The 18,237-nt window shown below is 58.4% G+C and carries 19 protein-coding genes and 3 tRNA genes; 12 read left to right on the top strand and 10 right to left on the bottom strand.

Going from position 1 to position 18,237, the window contains the following annotated elements:
* Window positions 1-226 precede the first annotated feature (226 nt).
* Both J3361_RS19245 and J3361_RS19240 read left to right on the top strand, forming a co-directional pair.
* Window positions 227-1,141, top strand: a complete 915-nt coding sequence (locus J3361_RS19245) for an autotransporter outer membrane beta-barrel domain-containing protein (RefSeq protein ID WP_207965906.1) — start codon at window positions 227-229, stop codon at window positions 1,139-1,141.
* Between the two features lie 253 nt (window positions 1,142-1,394).
* On the top strand, window positions 1,395-3,020 hold the full coding sequence (locus tag J3361_RS19240; RefSeq protein WP_207965905.1) for an NADP-dependent glyceraldehyde-3-phosphate dehydrogenase: 1,626 nt from the start codon (window positions 1,395-1,397) through the stop codon (window positions 3,018-3,020).
* An 18-nt stretch (window positions 3,021-3,038) separates the two neighbouring features.
* Here the strand turns inward: J3361_RS19240 and J3361_RS19235 are convergent, their stop codons facing one another.
* A complete protein-coding gene (locus J3361_RS19235) occupies window positions 3,039-3,932 on the bottom strand; it encodes a DMT family transporter (RefSeq protein ID WP_207965904.1) in 894 nt (297 codons plus the stop codon).
* 134 nt (window positions 3,933-4,066) lie between these two features.
* On the opposite strand from J3361_RS19235, the gene J3361_RS19230 reads away from it, so the two are divergent.
* The gene (locus J3361_RS19230) at window positions 4,067-4,504 is read left to right on the top strand and encodes an Lrp/AsnC family transcriptional regulator (protein WP_003202176.1); all 438 of its coding nucleotides are present in this window, start codon (window positions 4,067-4,069) and stop codon (window positions 4,502-4,504) included.
* A 41-nt stretch (window positions 4,505-4,545) separates the two neighbouring features.
* Here J3361_RS19230 and J3361_RS19225 read toward each other — a convergent pair whose 3' ends face one another.
* Together J3361_RS19225 and J3361_RS19220 are read right to left on the bottom strand one after the other, a co-directional pair.
* Window positions 4,546-5,895 carry a hypothetical protein gene (locus tag J3361_RS19225; RefSeq protein WP_207965903.1) on the bottom strand — a complete coding sequence of 450 codons (1,350 nt, stop codon included), beginning with the start codon at window positions 5,893-5,895 and terminating at the stop codon, window positions 4,546-4,548.
* Between the two features lie 966 nt (window positions 5,896-6,861).
* Window positions 6,862-7,533, bottom strand: a complete 672-nt coding sequence (locus tag J3361_RS19220) for a Bax inhibitor-1/YccA family protein (protein WP_014338124.1) — start codon at window positions 7,531-7,533, stop codon at window positions 6,862-6,864.
* A 124-nt stretch (window positions 7,534-7,657) separates the two neighbouring features.
* On the opposite strand from J3361_RS19220, the gene J3361_RS19215 reads away from it, so the two are divergent.
* The 3 genes from J3361_RS19215 (at window position 7,658) to J3361_RS19205 (ending at window position 10,784) form a co-directional block, all read left to right on the top strand.
* Window positions 7,658-7,745 (top strand) — tRNA-Ser (locus tag J3361_RS19215).
* 124 nt (window positions 7,746-7,869) lie between these two features.
* Window positions 7,870-8,724 carry a prohibitin family protein gene (locus J3361_RS19210; RefSeq protein ID WP_207965902.1) on the top strand — a complete coding sequence of 285 codons (855 nt, stop codon included), beginning with the start codon at window positions 7,870-7,872 and terminating at the stop codon, window positions 8,722-8,724.
* A gap of 263 nt (window positions 8,725-8,987) precedes the next feature.
* Window positions 8,988-10,784, top strand: a complete 1,797-nt coding sequence (locus J3361_RS19205; RefSeq protein WP_207965901.1) for a DAHL domain-containing protein — start codon at window positions 8,988-8,990, stop codon at window positions 10,782-10,784.
* Between the two features lie 150 nt (window positions 10,785-10,934).
* Here J3361_RS19205 and J3361_RS19200 read toward each other — a convergent pair whose 3' ends face one another.
* Both J3361_RS19200 and J3361_RS19195 read right to left on the bottom strand, forming a co-directional pair.
* A complete protein-coding gene (locus tag J3361_RS19200) occupies window positions 10,935-11,126 on the bottom strand; it encodes a DUF2188 domain-containing protein (protein WP_207965900.1) in 192 nt (63 codons plus the stop codon).
* A gap of 85 nt (window positions 11,127-11,211) precedes the next feature.
* Window positions 11,212-12,111, bottom strand: coding sequence for a polysaccharide deacetylase family protein (locus tag J3361_RS19195; RefSeq protein ID WP_207965899.1), 900 nt, complete (start codon window positions 12,109-12,111; stop codon window positions 11,212-11,214).
* A 238-nt stretch (window positions 12,112-12,349) separates the two neighbouring features.
* Here J3361_RS19195 and J3361_RS19190 point away from each other — a divergent pair, with 238 nt between their 5' ends.
* From J3361_RS19190 to J3361_RS19180, 3 genes are all read left to right on the top strand, one after another.
* Window positions 12,350-12,604, top strand: coding sequence for a DUF6555 family protein (locus J3361_RS19190; protein WP_047226592.1), 255 nt, complete (start codon window positions 12,350-12,352; stop codon window positions 12,602-12,604).
* A gap of 152 nt (window positions 12,605-12,756) precedes the next feature.
* Window positions 12,757-12,987, top strand: coding sequence for a hypothetical protein (locus J3361_RS19185; RefSeq protein WP_003201752.1), 231 nt, complete (start codon window positions 12,757-12,759; stop codon window positions 12,985-12,987).
* A 121-nt stretch (window positions 12,988-13,108) separates the two neighbouring features.
* Window positions 13,109-13,534, top strand: coding sequence for a hypothetical protein (locus J3361_RS19180; protein ID WP_207965898.1), 426 nt, complete (start codon window positions 13,109-13,111; stop codon window positions 13,532-13,534).
* Window positions 13,535-13,565: 31 nt separating this feature from the next.
* Here J3361_RS19180 and J3361_RS19175 read toward each other — a convergent pair whose 3' ends face one another.
* Window positions 13,566-13,793 (bottom strand): PLD nuclease N-terminal domain-containing protein, encoded by a 228-nt coding sequence (locus J3361_RS19175; RefSeq protein WP_207965897.1) that lies wholly within the window; start codon window positions 13,791-13,793, stop codon window positions 13,566-13,568.
* Window positions 13,794-13,877: 84 nt separating this feature from the next.
* Complete coding sequence (locus J3361_RS19170) at window positions 13,878-14,063, bottom strand: hypothetical protein (RefSeq protein WP_207965896.1); 186 nt, start codon at window positions 14,061-14,063, stop codon at window positions 13,878-13,880.
* Between the two features lie 280 nt (window positions 14,064-14,343).
* Here J3361_RS19170 and J3361_RS19165 point away from each other — a divergent pair, with 280 nt between their 5' ends.
* The gene (locus J3361_RS19165; RefSeq protein ID WP_207965895.1) at window positions 14,344-14,706 is read left to right on the top strand and encodes an NUDIX domain-containing protein; all 363 of its coding nucleotides are present in this window, start codon (window positions 14,344-14,346) and stop codon (window positions 14,704-14,706) included.
* 96 nt (window positions 14,707-14,802) lie between these two features.
* Here the strand turns inward: J3361_RS19165 and J3361_RS19160 are convergent, their stop codons facing one another.
* From J3361_RS19160 to J3361_RS19150, 3 genes are all read right to left on the bottom strand, one after another.
* Complete coding sequence (locus tag J3361_RS19160) at window positions 14,803-15,252, bottom strand: hypothetical protein (protein ID WP_207965929.1); 450 nt, start codon at window positions 15,250-15,252, stop codon at window positions 14,803-14,805.
* Between the two features lie 250 nt (window positions 15,253-15,502).
* Window positions 15,503-15,589 (bottom strand) — tRNA-Leu (locus tag J3361_RS19155).
* A 195-nt stretch (window positions 15,590-15,784) separates the two neighbouring features.
* Window positions 15,785-15,858 (bottom strand) — tRNA-Cys (locus tag J3361_RS19150).
* 363 nt (window positions 15,859-16,221) lie between these two features.
* Between J3361_RS19150 and J3361_RS19145 the strand changes: the two genes are divergently transcribed.
* Together J3361_RS19145 and J3361_RS19140 are read left to right on the top strand one after the other, a co-directional pair.
* Window positions 16,222-17,043, top strand: coding sequence for an SRPBCC family protein (locus tag J3361_RS19145; RefSeq protein WP_207965894.1), 822 nt, complete (start codon window positions 16,222-16,224; stop codon window positions 17,041-17,043).
* Window positions 17,043-18,215 (top strand): zinc-dependent alcohol dehydrogenase, encoded by a 1,173-nt coding sequence (locus tag J3361_RS19140; protein ID WP_207965893.1) that lies wholly within the window; start codon window positions 17,043-17,045, stop codon window positions 18,213-18,215. The genes J3361_RS19145 and J3361_RS19140 overlap by 1 nt, the downstream gene beginning before the upstream one ends.
* The last annotated feature ends 22 nt before the right edge of the window (window positions 18,216-18,237 follow it).

Here is an 18,237-nt window from a genome sequence, read left to right as displayed (position 1 = left end):
TTGCGCTGATTTCATCTTGCCATTCGTCGTTCATTTTCTTGACGCACCACCATCAGTCTTCTTGACTACACCGTACTACCCCCGGAAACACAGTCAGGGGCAGGCCTCTGGAACCCGCCGAGACGGGCCGCCAGAGGTTTGCCCCAATCCATTCGGTCGCCCCTCATTCGGGGTAGGAGAGACGCCAAAAAAGCGAGAAACGCATGCGATTGCAAGGCAGGCCCCCATGAAAACGTCCCACTGTGCGCAAGAACTCTCCACAACCCTTCATACCGTCTCGACGTCGTTGCTGCTGCTTTCATCCATGGAGGTACAGGCCTGGCCTGCCGAGGAGACGACGCAGCCTTGGTATGGCCGAGCACCGTCTACCCAGCTCGATACTGCACACTTTGCAAGCGAGCCGACTACCGGCAAGAGCCCCGCCCTGTTCACCTTACGAAACGACAGCGGCCATACCCAGCGCATGGGGCTGATCAGTGGGCAACACCAAGTCATTTCAACCGGCGGCGGCCTGCTGGTGATGCCAGCCCTGGCCGACCCGGGAAAAGATGCCCTCAACCTGAAAGGCTCGAGCCTCGGCGCCTATTGGAGCCTGACCGGCCCGGCGGGCTGGCACGTCGATCTGAGTGCCAGCGGCGGCCGGGTCAACGGCTACAGTCGCACCGAACAAGGCCAGCGCCAGGCCGCCGAAGGCCACGCAATGACGTTGTCAGTCGAAGGTGGCTTTCCTATCGGGATCAGCACCCACTGGGTGGTCGAACCCCAGGCGCAACTGATCAACCAGCGCGTCACCCTGGACACGCCGAACGCCGAAAGCGGCTCCGGCGATGAACTGAGCAGTTGGAGCGGCCGTGTTGGCGCACGGCTGAAAGGGACCTATCAGGTCAATGGTCTCGGCGTGGAACCTTACGTTCGAACGAACCTGTGGCACACCGTCCAGAGCGCCGGTACCGTATCCCTGGATAAGGTCGACAAGATCAGCAGCAGCCGAAAATCCTCCACCGTCGAAGTCGGCCTTGGGCTGGTAGCTCGGGTCACGCCGGCGGTCAGCCTGTATGTCAGCGCCGATTACAGCAGTGACGTCGACGACAACGACCTCAACGGCGTCATTACCAGCATGGGGGTGCGGATGCGTTGGTGAGTTATCGATATCCAATCGCCGATTGACCTGTAGGAGCTGTCGAGCGAAGCGAGGCTGCGATCTTTTGATCTTCGCTTGAGATTCAAGCGCCTGGGAAAAGATCGCAGCCTCGCTTCGCTCGACAGCTCAACGTAGCCCGGCGCGAGCAATCTGCCGCCACTTAAAAAACACCTCCATTAAGGCGTATAACGCTAAAAGCATTTGTCCCTGCAAGCCGTCCGACCCTGGCTCATTTCATTGATGGAGTAACGACATGACCACAGCCCCCTTCCTCGCCAACCTGTTCCCCGCCGCTGCCGACATCCCCGCCCCCTACCGTCTCGAAGGCCGGATCGAGCAGCGTGAATACCTGGTCGACGGCGTCTTGGAAAGCTGGCAAGGGCCGCTGGCCCTCGTCCGCAGCCCCGTCTACCTGACCGGTGAACTTGGCGATGAACAAGTGATTCTCGGCAGCACGCCACTGCTGGATGCCGAGACCGCCCTTACCGCCCTGGACGCCGCCGTCCGGGCTTACGACCGCGGCCAGGGCCAGTGGCCGACGATGCGCGTCGCCGAGCGTATCCGCCACGTGGAAACCTTCCTGGCGCGCATGCGCGAGCAGCGCGAGGCCGTGGTCAAGTTGCTGATGTGGGAGATCGGCAAGAACCTCAAGGATTCCCAGAAGGAATTCGACCGTACCTGTGACTACATCGTCGACACCATCAACGCCCTCAAGGAACTGGACCGCCGCTCCAGCCGTTTCGAGCTTGAACAAGACACCCTCGGGCAGATCCGCCGTGTTCCCCTGGGTGTGGCCTTGTGCATGGGGCCCTACAACTATCCGCTGAACGAAACCTTCACCACACTGATTCCGGCCTTGATCATGGGCAACACCGTCGTGTTCAAGCCGGCCAAGCTCGGCGTCCTGCTGGTGCGACCGCTGCTGGAAGCCTTCCGCGATAGCTTCCCGGCGGGCGTGATCAACGTGATCTACGGCAGCGGCCGGGAAACCGTCAGCGCGCTGATGGCGAGCGGCAAGATCGACATCTTCGCCTTCATCGGCACCAACAAGGCGGCCAGTGACCTGAAGAAACTCCACCCGCGTCCGCACCGCCTGCGTGCCGCCCTGGGGCTGGATGCGAAGAACCCGGGGCTGGTGCTGCCGGACGTGGACCTGGACAACGCGGTCAGCGAGGCGTTGACCGGCTCGCTGTCTTTCAACGGCCAGCGCTGCACAGCACTGAAGATCCTGTTTGTCCATGAAGACGTGGCACCGGCATTCATCGAAAAATTCAACGCCAAGCTCGCCGGCCTCAAACCGGGTATGCCCTGGGAGGACGGCGTGGCGCTGACGCCGTTGCCCGAAGCGGGCAAGGTCGATTACCTGCATGCGCTGGTTGCCGATGCGGTTGCCAAAGGTGCCGAAGTGAAAAATGCCCACGGCGGCGAATCGCGAAACTCGTTCTTCTACCCGGCGGTGCTGTACCCGGTGAACACGGCGATGCGGGTCTACCACGAAGAACAATTCGGCCCGGTCGTGCCTATCGTGCCGTACCGCGACCTCAATACCGTGGTCGATTACGTGCTGGAGTCCGATTTTGGCCAGCAGCTCAGTATCTTCGGCACTGACCCGGCGCAAGTCGGCAAGCTGGTGGACACCTTCGCCAACCAGGTCGGGCGCATCAACATCAATGCCCAGTGCCAGCGTGGCCCGGACACGTTCCCGTTCAATGGCCGGAAAAACTCGGCGGAGGGCACCTTGTCCGTCCACGATGCGTTGCGCACCTTTTCCATCCGCACGCTGGTGGCGACCAAGTTCCAGGAAAACAACAAGGCGTTGATCAGCGACATCATCCGTGAGCGGGACTCCAACTTCCTGACCACGGACTACATCTTCTGATCACGCCCAAACGACGGGCTACGACAGGGCTGGACGACGCCACTTGATCCCCCAGCCCTGTTGCATGCCGGCAGCCGCCAGCAGGATCGCCGCCACGCCCAGCCATTGCAGCGGTTCGAGGCGATGGCCGAAGGCGAACCAGTCGACGAAGATCGCCGCGATCGGATAGATGAACGACAGCGCCCCGGTCAGTGCGGTCGGCAACCGTTGGATGGCGCTGTACAACAACACGTACATCACCCCGGTGTGCACCACGCCCAGGGCCAACAGGCTGGCCCAGGCCTGGGCGTGTTGCGGCAACGCCGAGAAGTTCGCCCAGGGTGCCAACAGCAACACGCCGGTGCTGACCTGGATCAGCGCGATCAGATGGGGTGGCGTGCCGGTCAGGCGCTTGATGATCAAGGCCGCGATGGCATACAGCAACGCAGCCCCCAGCGCCAACGCAATGCCCAGCAGATAGTCACCGCCGCCCTGCCCTTGTTCACCATGGGCACTGACAATGGCCAGCATCCCGAGGAACGACACCGCCAGCCAGAACAGTTTTTGCGCGGTGATTTTCTCCCCCAGGAACAACGCCGCCAGCCCTACCAACATGAACGGCTGGACGTTGTACACCGCCGTGCCGATGGCAATCGAAGCGCGAGAATAAGAGGCAAACAACAACACCCAATTACCGACGATCGCCACACCGCTGAGCACCGCCAGCAGGAAGGTGGTACGGGTGAGGATGCCGGGGCGCAAAAAGCCAAAACCGGCGCAGATCAACAACAAGGTCACGGCGCCAAATACGCAGCGCCAGAACACCACATCCAGTACCGGCAAGCCGGATACCAGTACGAACCAACCGATGGTTCCGGAAATCAGCATGGCGGCGGTCATTTCCAGCGAACCGCGGCGTAAGGTCTTGTCCATCTTCAGTCTCCTTCAGCAAGTGGGCACAGTATGCCGAGCAAACCGGGGCCTTCTCCATGGCCGGAAAAAGGCTAAACTGCGTTTCGACCTTTTTTATCAAGGCAACTTCCCAGATTTGCCTAACGGAGCTGAAAATGACTGATGACATTGACCAGATCCTCATCAGCGCCCTGATGGAAGATTCCCGACGCTCCCTCAAGGCCTTGGCCAACCTCAGCGGCTTGTCCTCCCCCAGTGTCGCCGAGCGCCTTCGCCGGCTCGAGGAACGTGGTGTGCTCAGGGGCTACACCGTCGAGGTGGACCCCAAGTGCTTCGGCTATCAACTCCAGGCCATCGTGCGTATCCGCCCGCTGCCGGGACAGTTGCAGGAAGTGGAGCGGCAGATCCAGGCCATCGCTGAATTCACCGAATGCGACAAGGTCACCGGCGACGACTGCTTCATCGCGCGCCTACACGTGCGCTCGATGGAACAGCTCGATACCTTGCTGGACAAGCTCAATGTCCATGCCGAGACCAATACCGCCATTGTCAAGAAAACGCCGGTCAAGCGGCGGTTGCCGCCGATGGCGTGAGTGGAAACCGGCCTCGGATCGTCCGAGGCCGGAAAAGGGTGTTACTCGAGCTCCTCCAACTCGGGACTGCGTTGCACTTTGTGCACTTGTTCCTCAGGCGCGTTGCTCGCCTTGATCAACTTGAGCGTCTGGAGCTTGGCGCAGGCATTGACGCCATCTGCATAGACGCCGCTGTGGTTGCACTTCCAGTCGTAGAAGTTGGCCAGGGCTCCAGACAGTTGCAGGCTGTAGTCCGTGCTTTGGGTGCCCGGGCTGAACGGTTGACCAGCCGGAATGTTCTGGAACCATTTCATCCAGAGATCACTTCCCACAGCTGGCGGGTTGGCCTGGAACGTCGGGTTCATGATCGCCAATTGCTGATACTCGGCGGTCATGTGGCAACTCAGGCAGGACGCCTGGGGGTTGTCCACCGGCCCATTGAGTCGTCCGTTCCAACCCAGGTGAGTCGGTGGCAGCTCTTGGGTGTTGGCGTTGATTGCGGTCTGTTTCAGGGCCGGGTTGATCTTGGTGACCACCGGCTTGGGGTTGGTATAGTCATTGCCGATTTCCTGGGGATCATTGCCCCACATGATCCCCACCGGCACCAGGTTGTTCCAGTTCGCCTTGCCGGTCATGGCGCCATTGTATTGGAACGTGCCGAACAACCAACCGGTGTCGCTCACGCGGGTGTCGCGCACGGCAATGTCCATCTGAATCAGTGCTACTTTGGTGACGGACCGGTTTGTCGAGTCGAAGGTTTCGGTGGTGTAGGCGTTCCAGAGCAATGGGTTCGCGAGGAACGGCACCGTCTTGACGTCTATATCGGCAAACAGCGCCTTGCAGACCACCGTACCGTTGGCAAAGCTCTTGGGTTTCGAGGTTTGGCTTGGGTCTGGATTATCCGGGTCTTTCCAGACCTGGCCGATGGTGTAGGCCCCTATGTCGTTATAGATACCCACCGCGTAGGTCTGCCCGCTGCCGGTCTGCGCACTTGCCAGTTGCCCGGGCTGAATCGGTGCCTCCTTGGTCAGCCCGCTGATGCCTTCACGACCGTTGGGGCCGTAATGTTGCCAAGGCATGTGATACCACTGGCGAATCTTGTTCTTTTGTACTTTCCAGCCGATTTCAGTATTGCCTTCCAAGCAATACTTTTTCACTTCCTCCATGTACGGGCGCCAGGTTTCAAAGTCATTGGAGAATGACTTGGGTAAATGTTGGAAGAATCCCGGTATCGAGGATGCGCCCGGGGCCACCGTCGGATAATCCTGGCTGAGCTGGAACGGCGCTCCGGAGTATTCACTCTTGGGCGGGGCGTAACCGAAATCGGGGAAGACTCCGGCATGGACGCTAGCGGTGGACAATGCCCCCGTCAGGGCCAGCCACGCAATAATCTTTCCTTGAGGCTGCTTCATCGATATCTCCTTATAGAGAGACGCCTGCCGTCCCATCGAATTGCTGAGCGATGCGCAGGGTCTCCTTCTGTTATCAGGCTTCGGCACAATGCCCAAGCTTGTTCACGGTCCACGGTGGCGTTCAGTGAAGTGATACACCTCCTTTGCACCCAGTAAGTGGGCACGCTCAAACCTGGCTCTGTTAGCCGAATGCGAGCGTTGTCGAGGGAGTGTGGCGAAGACTTCGCGCGGTGATCGAACGACCAGCCGCATGCCGACCTTGGCAGTGCAATCCCTTGTCATAGGTGTAGATCATTTATGCAAAGGTGCCATCAGTTTTGGGCTTTTTGTTGGCGATTGGCCATGATTCTGAATCGCGGGGTAGGCCACTTCGTTCCGGGGTGTGATGTGTATATCCGTTTTTCGGTAACGGCTACTCCCTGTGGGAGCGGGCTTGCTCGCGAAGGCGGTGTGTCAGTTTGAAATGATGTTGGATGTGCCGGCCTCATTGCGAGCTAGCTTTGCTCCCACAGCTCGGATGGTGTACGACCGAAAGAGCCAGGTCGGCTATCAGGCCGCCTCGCTTTTGCTTTTGATCTGGAGGCCCCGTTAACCACGCTCGCCGAACGCAGGCATTTTGGAGTGGGCATCCCGGCAAGGATGCCGGGATAGCCGCGCCGGGCCATGGATCGCCCTTCGCGGCGGGCCCACGGAGCAATGCCAGAGTGAGGGAATACCGAGCCTAGGCGAGGCACCGAGTGGTGGGGCAAGTATTTTTTTGCTTACTTTTTTTGGCGTTTGAAAAAAAGTGAGCCGCCGTAGGGCGGAACCCTAAGTAGCCGTGACCGAAGAAACGGATATACACACCCCTCCACGCCATCCAAAAAACACCCAAAAAAAACGGCGCTTTTCATCTCTGAAAAACGCCGCTTTTTTAATGTGAACAGCATCACGCCGAAGCGGACCTTTCACTCATCAAAAATGCAATCAGTCGTCACGCCCCATCAGGCCAAACAGCTGCAGCAAGCTGACAAACAGGTTGTAGATCGATACATACAGGCTGACAGTCGCCATGATGTAGTTACGCTCACCGCCATGAATGATGGCGCTGGTCTGATACAGGATGCAGACCGAGGAAAACAGCACGAAGCCGGCGCTGATTGCCAGTTGCAGGCCGCTGATCTGGAAGAAGAAGCTGGCCAGCACCGCGCCCAGCAGGACGAAGAAACCAGCGGTGATGAAACCGCCGAGGAAGCTCATGTCCTTGCGGGAAATCAACACGTAGGCCGACAAGCCACCAAATACCAGGGCGGTCATTGCAAAGGCCGAGCTGACCACTTCGGCGCCGCCCTGCATTTGCAGGTAGCGATTGAGGATCGGGCCGAGCAGGAAGCCCATGAAGCCCGTCAGGGCAAAAGCCGACACCAGGCCCCACGCCGAATCACGGAGTTTGTTGGTAAGGAAGAAAAGGCCATAGAAACCGATAAGCACGACGAAGATGTTCGGGTAACCCACCCGCATCTGTTGTGCGACGTAGGCCATCACACCGCTGAAAGCGAGTGTGAGTGCCAGCAGGCCATAAGTGTTGCGCAGGACGCGGCTAACCTCTAGCTGCTCAGCCTGCACGCTGTTGTTCACTGCGTAATCCTGTTCGCGCATGGCGACACTCCTCCGGTTTTGAAACATTCAGTGGCAAGGATCATAACAGACGCTCTGTAACAAGCTACGTAGAGAGTTTGACAGTGTGTTTCATTCGGGTATTATGGCGCCCGCAACGCAATACGGAGGTGTGGCCGAGTGGTTTAAGGCAACGGTCTTGAAAACCGTCGACTGTAACAGGTCCATGAGTTCGAATCCCATCGCCTCCGCCATCTTTTAACGTTAAAGCCCTGATTTATCAGGGCTTTTTCGTGTCCGGCATTCAGAATACCTATCGCAGCTTCAGCATTGGACAACGCTATGGCAAACCCCACCCCGCCACTCAAGGAAAGAAAAGTGACCAGCAAAACCATCGGCTCCATCGTTGCTGCAATCATGGGCGTCGTCCTGTTGTGTGTATTGTTCGGCAGCTGGTACACGGTCGACGAGACCGAGCGCGGTGTACTGCTACGCAACGGGGCGCTGGTGGGGGTGGTTGAACCGGGCCTGTCTTTCAAGACGCCATTCATCGAAACCGTGCGCATGATCAGCGTCCAGAGCCAGGTCACGGCCTACGAAGACCTGCAGGCCTACAGCAAGGATCAACAGTCAGCCGAGCTCAAGGTGTCCGTGTCCTGGCATATCGCGCCTTCCGATGTGGCGAAGGTCTACACCCAGTTCAAGGATCTGGAAGGCATCCGCGACCGGATGATCAGCCGCCAGGTGCCGACCCAGGTGGAGAACGTCTTTGGCAAGTTCAACGCCGTGGCTGCCGTGCAGAACCGCGTCCAACTGGTCAACGATATTTCCACGGCTATCAAGGCCACCATTACCGGTCCGGTCATCATCGACAGTGTCCAGGTCGAGAACATCGATTTCAGTGACGCCTACGAAAAGGCCATCGAAGCGCGCATGGCCGCGGAAGTCCAAGTCAAGACCCGCGAACAACAGCTCGCCACCGAGCAGGTCCAGGCGCAGATCCGCGTAACCCAGGCCCAGGCGGAAGCTGACTCGCAAGTGGCCCAGGCCAAGGCAGACGCGCTGGCGACCGAGCTGCGCGGCAAAGCCGAAGCCGAGGCCATCAAGGCGCGGGCCCAGGCCCTGGCCAGCAACCAGAATCTGGTGGAGCTGACCAAGGCCGAGCGCTGGAATGGCGTGCTGCCAACCACCGTGCTGCCGAACAGCGCCCTGCCCTTCATCGACATCAAGTAACGCCATCGGCGCGGCCTGCCTGGCCGCGCCTGCTCCATCCCGGAGCGCCCTCGACAGACATCATCCCGCTCGTTAGCGCTACACTCGGCAATGAATCCGACGTTCATCGTTAGCAGGGAGCTCAACGTGCATCCAGGCAAAAGCAGACCGACACGACCCACTGCACGACGATCACGCTGCCTCCCCTTCGGCTCAAGCCTTGAGCATCTCCCGCCTCGGGAATCCCCCACGCCTTCGATCAGCATCCTGCATAGGAGAACAGCGTGACCACGCTTATAAAAAAATATAAATGGCCTGCCCTGTTGGCCGTCGCGCTTATTGTGTTTTCTGCGCTGATATTCTTTCTGATCAAGTCATACACGTACGACTCATCGACCTACTTCGAATCCCGCGACTTCATTCGCCAACTCAAACAATCCGATGCGAACTGGAATAGCAAGATCCTGAGGAAAAAGATCGGCCTCAACAACAACCTCTCCCTGGCCCCGCCACCGGAGGCCGACAGTCGCTGGCAGCAATTGGAACAGCTCAACAACACCGGCCCCTTGGCGACACTTTGGATGTCCCGCCGCCATGGCTATGTGGAAGCCATCAAGAACAAGTCTTTGCTGGTGGAGCAATTCGAACAGCACAACGCCTATCTACGTACATCCCTGGATGCGCTGCCGCAAGTTGAAGACCAGATACAAACGCGGCTCAAGGACATGAATATCGAAAGCACGATGGAGCGCATGAGCGTGGCGTCCAATGTGCTTGAGTTGACCCTGACAACTCTGGAGTTCGCGCTTTATGTCACGACGGACAAAGCCAGGGAGGTGCAAGGCAAGTTAACTGAGCTGGAGCCTTACATCGAACGATTGCCTGCGACTGACCAGGCTCCCTTCATAACCCTGATCCAGCACGTCAAGACCATCGTCCAGGAACAACCGGTCGTCAACGACCTGCTTGACCGCATCAGCGTCATTCCGGTTGCTCAGGAACTGGACAGCATCAGTGAACTGTTGAACGAGACACAACGCAGGACCGCCGCAACTGACCGTCAATACCACCTTTACCTAGCCGTGTGCGCCAGCCTGATGGCGCTGTTGATGATCTACCTGGCGGTGCGGCTGGTTCGCAGCTACGCAGTGATCAACCAGATCAACCAGGCGCTGCAATCGTCCAACGAACGCCTGGAAGAGCGCGTGCAGGAGCGCACCCGCGAATTGAAGGAGGCCGAACGCGAATTGGTGGATGCGGCCCGCATGGCGGGCATGGCTGAAATAGCGACGAATGTGCTGCACAACGTCGGCAATGTGCTCAACAGCGTCAATATTTCAGCCGAGGTGGTAACCCGCAAGTTGAGGCACAGCAAGACGCTTGGGCTGACGAAAGCGGTAACCATGATGAATGAACATGCCGAAGACCTTGGCCAGTTCATTACCCTCGATGAAAAAGGCCGGTTGCTGCCGCGTTACTTCAACGAACTGGTCGACTCTATTGCCGTCGAACAGAAACTGCTTATTGATGAACTGGCGCAGTTGACCAAGAGCATCGATCACATCAAGGAAATCGTCACGACCCAACAAACCTATGCGGGCGCCGCCAGGCTGATCGAACCGCTCAAGGTCAGCGACCTGTTCGAAGACGCGCTGCGAATGAATTCGGGCGCTCTCAGCCGGCACCACGTCACTGTCATCAAGGATTATCAGGACGTTCCCATGATCATGGGCGACAAGCACAGGCTGTTGCTGATCCTGATCAACCTGATCAGCAACGCCAAGTTCGCGATGTCACACACCGACGGGCATCCGCGGGAAATGACCCTGGGAATCCGCATTGCCGACGAAACGACGCTATGCCTGAGCGTCAAGGACCGGGGCGAAGGCATTTCCGCGGAGAACCTGGCGCGCATCTTCAATCACGGTTTTACGACACGCAAGGACGGCCATGGGTTTGGCCTGCACAGCTGCGCCCTGGCGGCGGTAGAAATGAATGGCCGCCTGCACGTCCACAGCGATGGACCGGGGCAAGGTGCGCTATTTACCTTGGAGATACCGTTGGCGTTGGCGCGTACCTGACTGTGTCGGAGAAAAACGCGTCCCCTGTGGCGAGGGCGCTTGCTCCCGCTGGGCTGCGTAGCGGCCCCTTTTGTGAGCGCTTCGCACTCAAGCGGGAGCAAGCTCCCTCGCCACGGGTTTGTCGCCTGAACAGTATTGGTGAGCATCCACCTATTTAGTGTTTACAGGCCGGCCGCTACGGGTTCTCCGGGTGGGCAATGCGGCGGCGTAGGCCAGCGCTTCTTCGCGGGAAGCGAAGGAACCCAACCGGTCAGCCTGGGTGCAGACTCGCCACGGACCGCTGTTTACGCTGAGCACGTCATAACCATTGATGTGCATTTTCGTCATCATCGCAGTACTCATAGTCACCTCCGACTTCAACCAAGGGTGCACGGCCTACCATACACGCTGATTGTCCATGGGTATCGACCGGACGTCGGTAGCGACCTCAGTGGGCGTCGGAATCCCACAACCAGTCCCACAGCCCCGGCAAACGTACGGGCTCAGTGCTGTGATCGACCGTCCGAGCCAGCGCCGCTCGCTCCAACGCCTGGCGGTCATCATAGAATGGCCTGGCGGCGGTCCTCATGCCGCTCGCGTTGGCGCTGTCGAGCAGTATTTGCAGGTATTCGCGAGCATGCCGGGCGGTATAACGATTGATGTCGTGAAACGTCACCACCACCGGGATCACCCCGTCCACCGCCGGCAGTTGCCCGGCCGCGATGCGCTCGCGCACTTCGGAGAGTTGTCGAACCAGGTTGATCCGTCGCCGGGGGCTCATCGTGATGCCCCAGACCTTGCCATCATTTGCGCTCAAGTCGGTCAGCAGAACGTGCAGGCCGTGTGCTCGATAAGCTGCCGCAGTGCGCCTGTCGAAGCTCCAGAACGGCGGCCTGACCAGGGACGGCGCCGCGCCGGTCATGGCGGCAATATCATTGCCACCGTGGGTGAGCGATTGCTCCAGCTCATCAGGGCCCAGGAACCGGTGATTGGTGTGCCAGTAGGTGGCCGTATGAAAGGCCAACACATGGCCCTCCTCCTGCTGCCGACGCATTATCGAGCGGCCAATATCGCTGCCACCGGCGCGTGGCGAGCGAGTCTGCAGGAAAAACACTGCCTTGATGCCGGGCTGTACTGGGTTGTCCGCCAGGGCGTCCAGCACCGCCAGGCTAGGGTTCCAGAAAGACGATGCGCTGGGTCCATCATCGAATGTCAGCAGGAAACGGATCGGGGGTTGTTCACGCAAGCGTTGCTCGGTTTGCGGCGTCAGTTCGATGGGGGCGCCAATGCAGCCCGACAAACCGATGGCGAGGGCTGCGATGAACAGCACCCTGGCGATGTTTTTCATGTTTTGCCTTTAGTTGATGCCGCGTTGCCTCGCCTTAGATCCCTGGCCGACGGTGTTGAAGCCCACCTTGGAGAAGGGTAACCGGGTTTGGTTCCTTGCTGTGAACAATGGCTGCTCGCAAAGTTTGCGCTTGCCCCGCGCTTGAGCCTCGGTGGCATAAATTTGACCGTCTGGAAATTCGATGGAATTTTCCGAATGCCTTTGTATCCATCCGTATAGGACTAATTAGGGAGGATTTATGGGCGGGCCATCGCTTTACATCATCGACTACATGCTTCATGGCGAACCCAAGTCATTCATTATTCGCGCAGAAGTGATGAATAACTCCGAAGCTTGGCACTGGGCCAGTTGCGACGCGGGGGTCGGGCGCATACCGAAATTCGGCAGGGAGAAGGTCAAGCGGGTTTCCAAGCCCCTTGCGGAAAAATACGGCATTACCGACGTGCGCTGGCGGGCAAGCGTCGCGCCAGCCTGGGTCAAGGAGTCCGGCTGAAATATCGTGTACCGTTTCCGGCGCGCCGGTTGTCTGACCGGGCGCCGGTTTCTTCGACAGATCCGAAATAACTCAACTACGCTTAAACCACAGCAAGACCCGCCCCTGGCGGGTTCTTGTGCTGCCTCATCAACCCTGAATGGAGGTGTGACATGTCCGAAAAAGAGTCCATCACCACCCTGCTCACCTTGCTGGAATCGCGTCAGGCCAGGCTCACGGCAGCCTGCAAGGAAATCGCCGATTGGGTCGACCACCAAGGCGGGCACCCCACCGCCGTGCGCATTCGAGACCGGCTCAACGACATCGACAAGGACGCCCCGTCGATCCAGAGCGCACTGACCTCACTAAAGCCTGCCGAACCGCCACTGCCCAAGTTCCGCTGACGCCCCGCGTCAGACGTGTTTCCCCATCAGTTCTACCGGCTGGAAAGCCGATGGAACGCGGGCAATTTTTGCGCCTCGAAATCAATAGGCACTGGTGCAAAAACCGCAAAGGGAGAACCACATGAATGCCAGAATCCTGCTATTGATCGCTTGTGCGAGCCCCGCCACCGTCCTGGCCCAAGGCTGCGACGTCGTCACACGGTCCCAGAGCCAGTCGGTTCCGGTGATCGAAAGCCACAGCTGCTACGAATACAAAGGCGTACCCGCCGAAACCCTGGACTGGTCTTGCAGCAATGAAAGCAAGGGAACGGTCAGTACCCAGAAACGCAAAGTCGAGCGTTGTGACGAGGGATATGTGGCGACATGCCAAGCCAGGCTGACCCAGGAAGCGTTGGCCAACCCGCGCTCAACCAGCAAGGACAAGAGCGGTGGCTCAGCCAACCTTCCCGACAACGCCAAAGTGACGTGGTACTACTACGGGGTCGAGCAGGTGCAGCAGGCCCAGGAAGACTGCGAAACCACCGGCGGCGAGTGGAAGAACCGGTGACGGGCGCCGGCCACGCAGCACAGCGTTCTTGCTAGCCCTTGCTGTGCTCCGGTGACGAGGGTGGCTCCTTGACGCCGCGCGGCCCCGCCACGCCCCAGATGACCAGACCCAGCACTGGCAGGATGATCAGCAGCAGCGCCCAGCCAGCCTTGGTTCCGGCTGACTTGTCGCTTCGAAACACGCTGATGATTGCCCATAGGTCCACGAGCAGCAGAAGCACCGCGACAGCGATCCAGAAGTAACTGGCTAATTCAGACATGGCTCAATCCTCTTGGCGATTTAAGGATTAGGCACAGCCGTTCAAGCGCCGTTCAAAGAATTTTCGCCCAGGCGGGCGTGGCATCTACTCTCGCTCATTCAGATAAGAGACCCATTGCTCATAGGCCTCATGTTGACGCTGGACCGCCTCATCCCAGGTCGATCCGCTCATTTGATGGACACATATGAGCTTCATCATTTCCGCTGTCGCCGTATCGAGCTCCACCAGGAGTTCATGGGATTTGATCTTGAAGTCTTCAACGGTGGTCATCTGTCTGTCCTTCCCCTTCCGGGGCCAGCCATTGCACCCAACATGGATTCATTTTTTAGCAGCTGATTCAATTTGAGGCGATAACCGGTCGAAAGCCTGGCGCTGGCGGTCCAACAGGCCGATCAGGACGATGACAGGCCAAATGAACTCAGTCTTTTCCACCGCGCTACGGTCGTACTGATAAGGCTCTGAAAAAACATATTTGAACGCGCAGATAATGCCAGGCTCAAATATTGCAGATATATTTCAGTTTAATGACAGTCACAGATCGAGTACCGCCATGAAAATTCGAGCGACCGTCATCTGCGAGGACAATCGCCATATTCTTCTGGTCCGCAAATCCAATAGCCGCTGGGCACTGCCAGGCGGCACCGTAGAACGCGGCGAAACCCATGCCGGGGCCGCTGTCCGGGAATTAGCCGAGGAAACGGGCCTGGATGTCGAGAACCTGCTCTACCTGATGCGAATCAATGATGGGCAAACCGAACATCACGTATTCGAAGCGTCGGTCAGCGACTTGACGGCGGCCAGGCCACAGAATGAAATCAGCGATTGCCTCTGGCACCCGCTGGATGCCATTGCCCAACTGCAAATGAAAAAGGGCATGCGGGATATTCTCGAGGCATTTCGTCGACGATTGTGAACGCCGGCACCGATGGGTTATACCTGACAGGCTGCATGAGCATACTCACACAACCTATTGTTCAGCCTGATAATTGTCAGACTCTGTACGACGGATTCACTTCTTGCGCCAAGCGGTACTGATGGGATTGACCACCGTGTTCTTTTCCTGCGTATAGGTCCCGTTCTGCTGCGCTATGGCCTCGCCAGTGTCGACAATCGCGTTCTGGATAAACACGTTCTGCCCATCACCTCGAATGAAGGTGAGCTGGTGAAACGCAGTTTTATTTCCCCAGTCCGGGGAAGGCAGCGAGATAAACTTCACCGTGTAGGTCTCGTCAGTGTGTTGACCCTGCAAGACGTAGACGCCGTAGTGGTTCTCTCCCTGAGAGATGATTTTGTACAAACCGTTGCTGTAGTAATAAATTTCCGCATCGGGAAATGGCTTCTTGTCGTACATTTTCCGATAGTGCAGCACTTGCTTGACGGTCGGCGCGCCAAAGTTAACGGCAAGGGTTTTCCCATCGGCGGACGTTGTCTCCCCAGCGTATGCGGCGCCGCTGCTCATCAAGGCCAACAGGCTCATCGTTGCGATTTTTTTCACTTGATACCTCTCCATGGTCAAAGGATTAGCGCACCGGGCTGGCCTGGACGGAAGCTACCGCCTAGCCACACCTCGCTAATCTCAACGCCGAGTGTAGAGGTTTGCCCATGAAATTACCCGGAGGCTGGGCTCCGTTTCTTCGGCAGCTTTCAGCAGCAGAAACAAACAAGGGCTTGCATTAGCTTCCGCCCGCAAACCCTTGATTTTATTTAGATGGTGCCCGAAGCCGGAATCGAACCGGCACGCCCTTACGAGCGGGGGATTTTAAGTCCCATGCGTCTACCAGTTTCGCCATTCGGGCGGTAGCGCGGTTAGCCATGGGAACGTCGGCAGAAGCTGATGACCGATGCCCTGGCTGGTGCAGCAAGAGGTGGGAATATATACATCCCTCCCCTGTGAAGCAAGGTGGCTCATGCCCTTTTCAAGACAAAACCTTTCAAATGCTTCGCAAATAAAAAAGCTCTGTAAATCATAGATCTACAGAGCTTTTTAAAAGTGGAGGCCGAAGTCGGAATCGAACCGGCGTAGGTGGATTTGCAATCCACTGCATAACCATTTTGCTATTCGGCCTCAAGGACGCTTGATGCGATGCAGCTACATCAACCGCAGTACAAACCTGATCAGGAAACAGTGCGCTTACTCAGCGCTATCTCCTTGAAAACATTGAGATTTTTTACGTCCCAGTGCGTTCGATGGGCGCAATTATGTACTCATTTACCTAGGCTGACAACCCCTTGATTTCAAAAAAAAATCGTCGAACGGTCGGCCTGCCCTTCCCTGGCCAAACCTGCCGGCGAATCCCGGACTGCCCTGGCGAACGCTTGAACCGTATCGCCAGGATTCGCCTCATCGGAAAGCCCCCACGTTGATGGAACAACCGCGCCTCCCCTCGGTTCATTCCTTATGTCGTCCCTGGAGAATGAGGAAACCATCATGTCTGAACGACCCCAACTGGTTGCGAGCCGGGCTGCGGTGCCGACCCCGTCGCACCCTAATCTTGGCACGCCGGAACGTGCCGTATCGCTGCTGGCCGGCACCTTGTTGATCGCTAACGGACTGCGCCAAGGCGGGCTCCAGGGCTGGCCGCAGGTGCTGCTCGGCGCCTGTGCCGCCTGGCGCGGCTATTCAGGCACCTGCAGGATCAAGCGCGCACTGACCCATAGTCCGTTCGAACGAGCCTTTGAACAGGATCGGGACTGGAGCGGCAGCAAAGTGATTTCTCGCAGCATTACCGTGGGCAAACCCAGGGATGAGGTCTTCGCGTTCTGTCGCAACCCGGGCAACCTGGGTGCGCTGGTGCCCTGGGTCGACGCTATAGAACAAACCGCTGAAGGTACTTACCGCTGGGTCGCCCACGGCCCGATGGACAAGACCCTGCACTGTGACATCCAACAGGACGAGCCCAAGGACGGCCGCAAGCTGCACTGGACTGCCGGCCCGGATACGCGATTCAAGCATGACATCCAGATGCACTTCAGCGATGCGCCGGCCGGCCGTGGCACGCAGTTGAAAGTCATCGTCGCCTGCCAGGCGCCCCTCGGTGCCGCCGGTTATGCCTTGGCCGCGGCGATTTCCAAGTTCTCGGACAAAGCCTTGCTGCACCTGCTGCGCAGCATCAAGCAACAACTGGAAACCGGCGAGGTGAGCACCAACCGCCTGCACGCCTCTGGTACGAAGGACTTTCTGTTCGTTCATCCGGCCACAGAGGCCCCTCAAACACCGTCCTCACAGCCTTCCACCGGAGGTAACGCCTGATGCGTGCATTGACTTGGCAAGGCCCGAATAAGCTACAAGTTGAAACCGTCGATGATCCGTCCATTCTCAACCCCCGGGACGCGATCGTGCGGGTACAGATGTCCTCGGTGTGCGGGTCAGACCTGCATCTGCTGGGCGGCTACGTGCCGACCATGCAGGCCGGCGACATCATTGGCCATGAATTCATGGGGGAAGTCGTGGAGATCGGTTCAGCCGTCAGGTCTTTCGGCAAAGGCGACCGGGTTGTCACCGTGTCGATCATCGGTTGCGGCGAATGCGAACATTGCAGGCGCTCGGATTTTTCCTGCTGCGACAACTCCAACCCCAATCCCAGCGCAACGGACATCGCCTACGGCCAACCGGCGTGCGGCATCATCGGCTACAGCCATGCGTTTGGCGGTTACGCCGGCAGTCACGCGACCTATATCCGCGTGCCGTTCGCCGACGTCAACCTATTCAAGATCCCCGAGGGCATTACTGACGAACAGGCGGTATTCGTCTCAGACGCGGTGCCCACTGGTTATTTCGCCGCCGATAACGCCGATATCCAACGGGGCGATACCGTGGCGGTATGGGGTTGTGGCGGGGTCGGGTTGATGGCGATTGCCAGTGCCTACCTGCTAGGGGCCGAACGGGTGATTGCCATCGACCGCCTGCCTGATCGCTTGCAATTGGCGGAAGAAAAAGCCGGTGCCATCGCCCTCAACTACGAAGCCACTGACGTGCATGCCGCCTTGCTGGAACTGACCGGTGGCCGGGGCCCGGATCGCTGCATCGACTGCGTGGGCATGGAGGCCCATGGCACAGAGATCGATTATTTCTACGACAAGACCAAGCAAATGATGCGTCTGCACACCGAACGCGGGACGGTACTGCGCCAGTCGATCCGCGCCTGCCGCAAAGGCGGCACTGTCTCGGTGGTCGGTGTGTATGGCGGCCTGCTCGACAAATTTCCCATGGGGGCCATCGTCAACAAATCCCTGACCCTGCGCTCCGGCCAACAGCCTGGACAGCGTTACGTAGGACGGTTGTTCGAGCACATCCAGAAAGGTGAGTTGGACCCGTCCTATCTGCTGACCCATCCGATGGGACTGGAGCAGTCGGTGGAAGGTTATGCGATGTTCAAGGAGAAGACGCAGAACTGTTTACGAGCGGTGTTCCGGCCGGAGTGACGATCGAACCTGTGGCGAGGGA

Source organism: Pseudomonas sp. OA65 (assembly GCF_017498305.1).
Taxonomy (GTDB): Bacteria; Pseudomonadota; Gammaproteobacteria; order Pseudomonadales; family Pseudomonadaceae; genus Aquipseudomonas; species Aquipseudomonas zanjanensis.
Note: the sequence above shows the minus strand (reverse complement) of the source record. Positions and strands in the feature narration are given on the sequence as shown.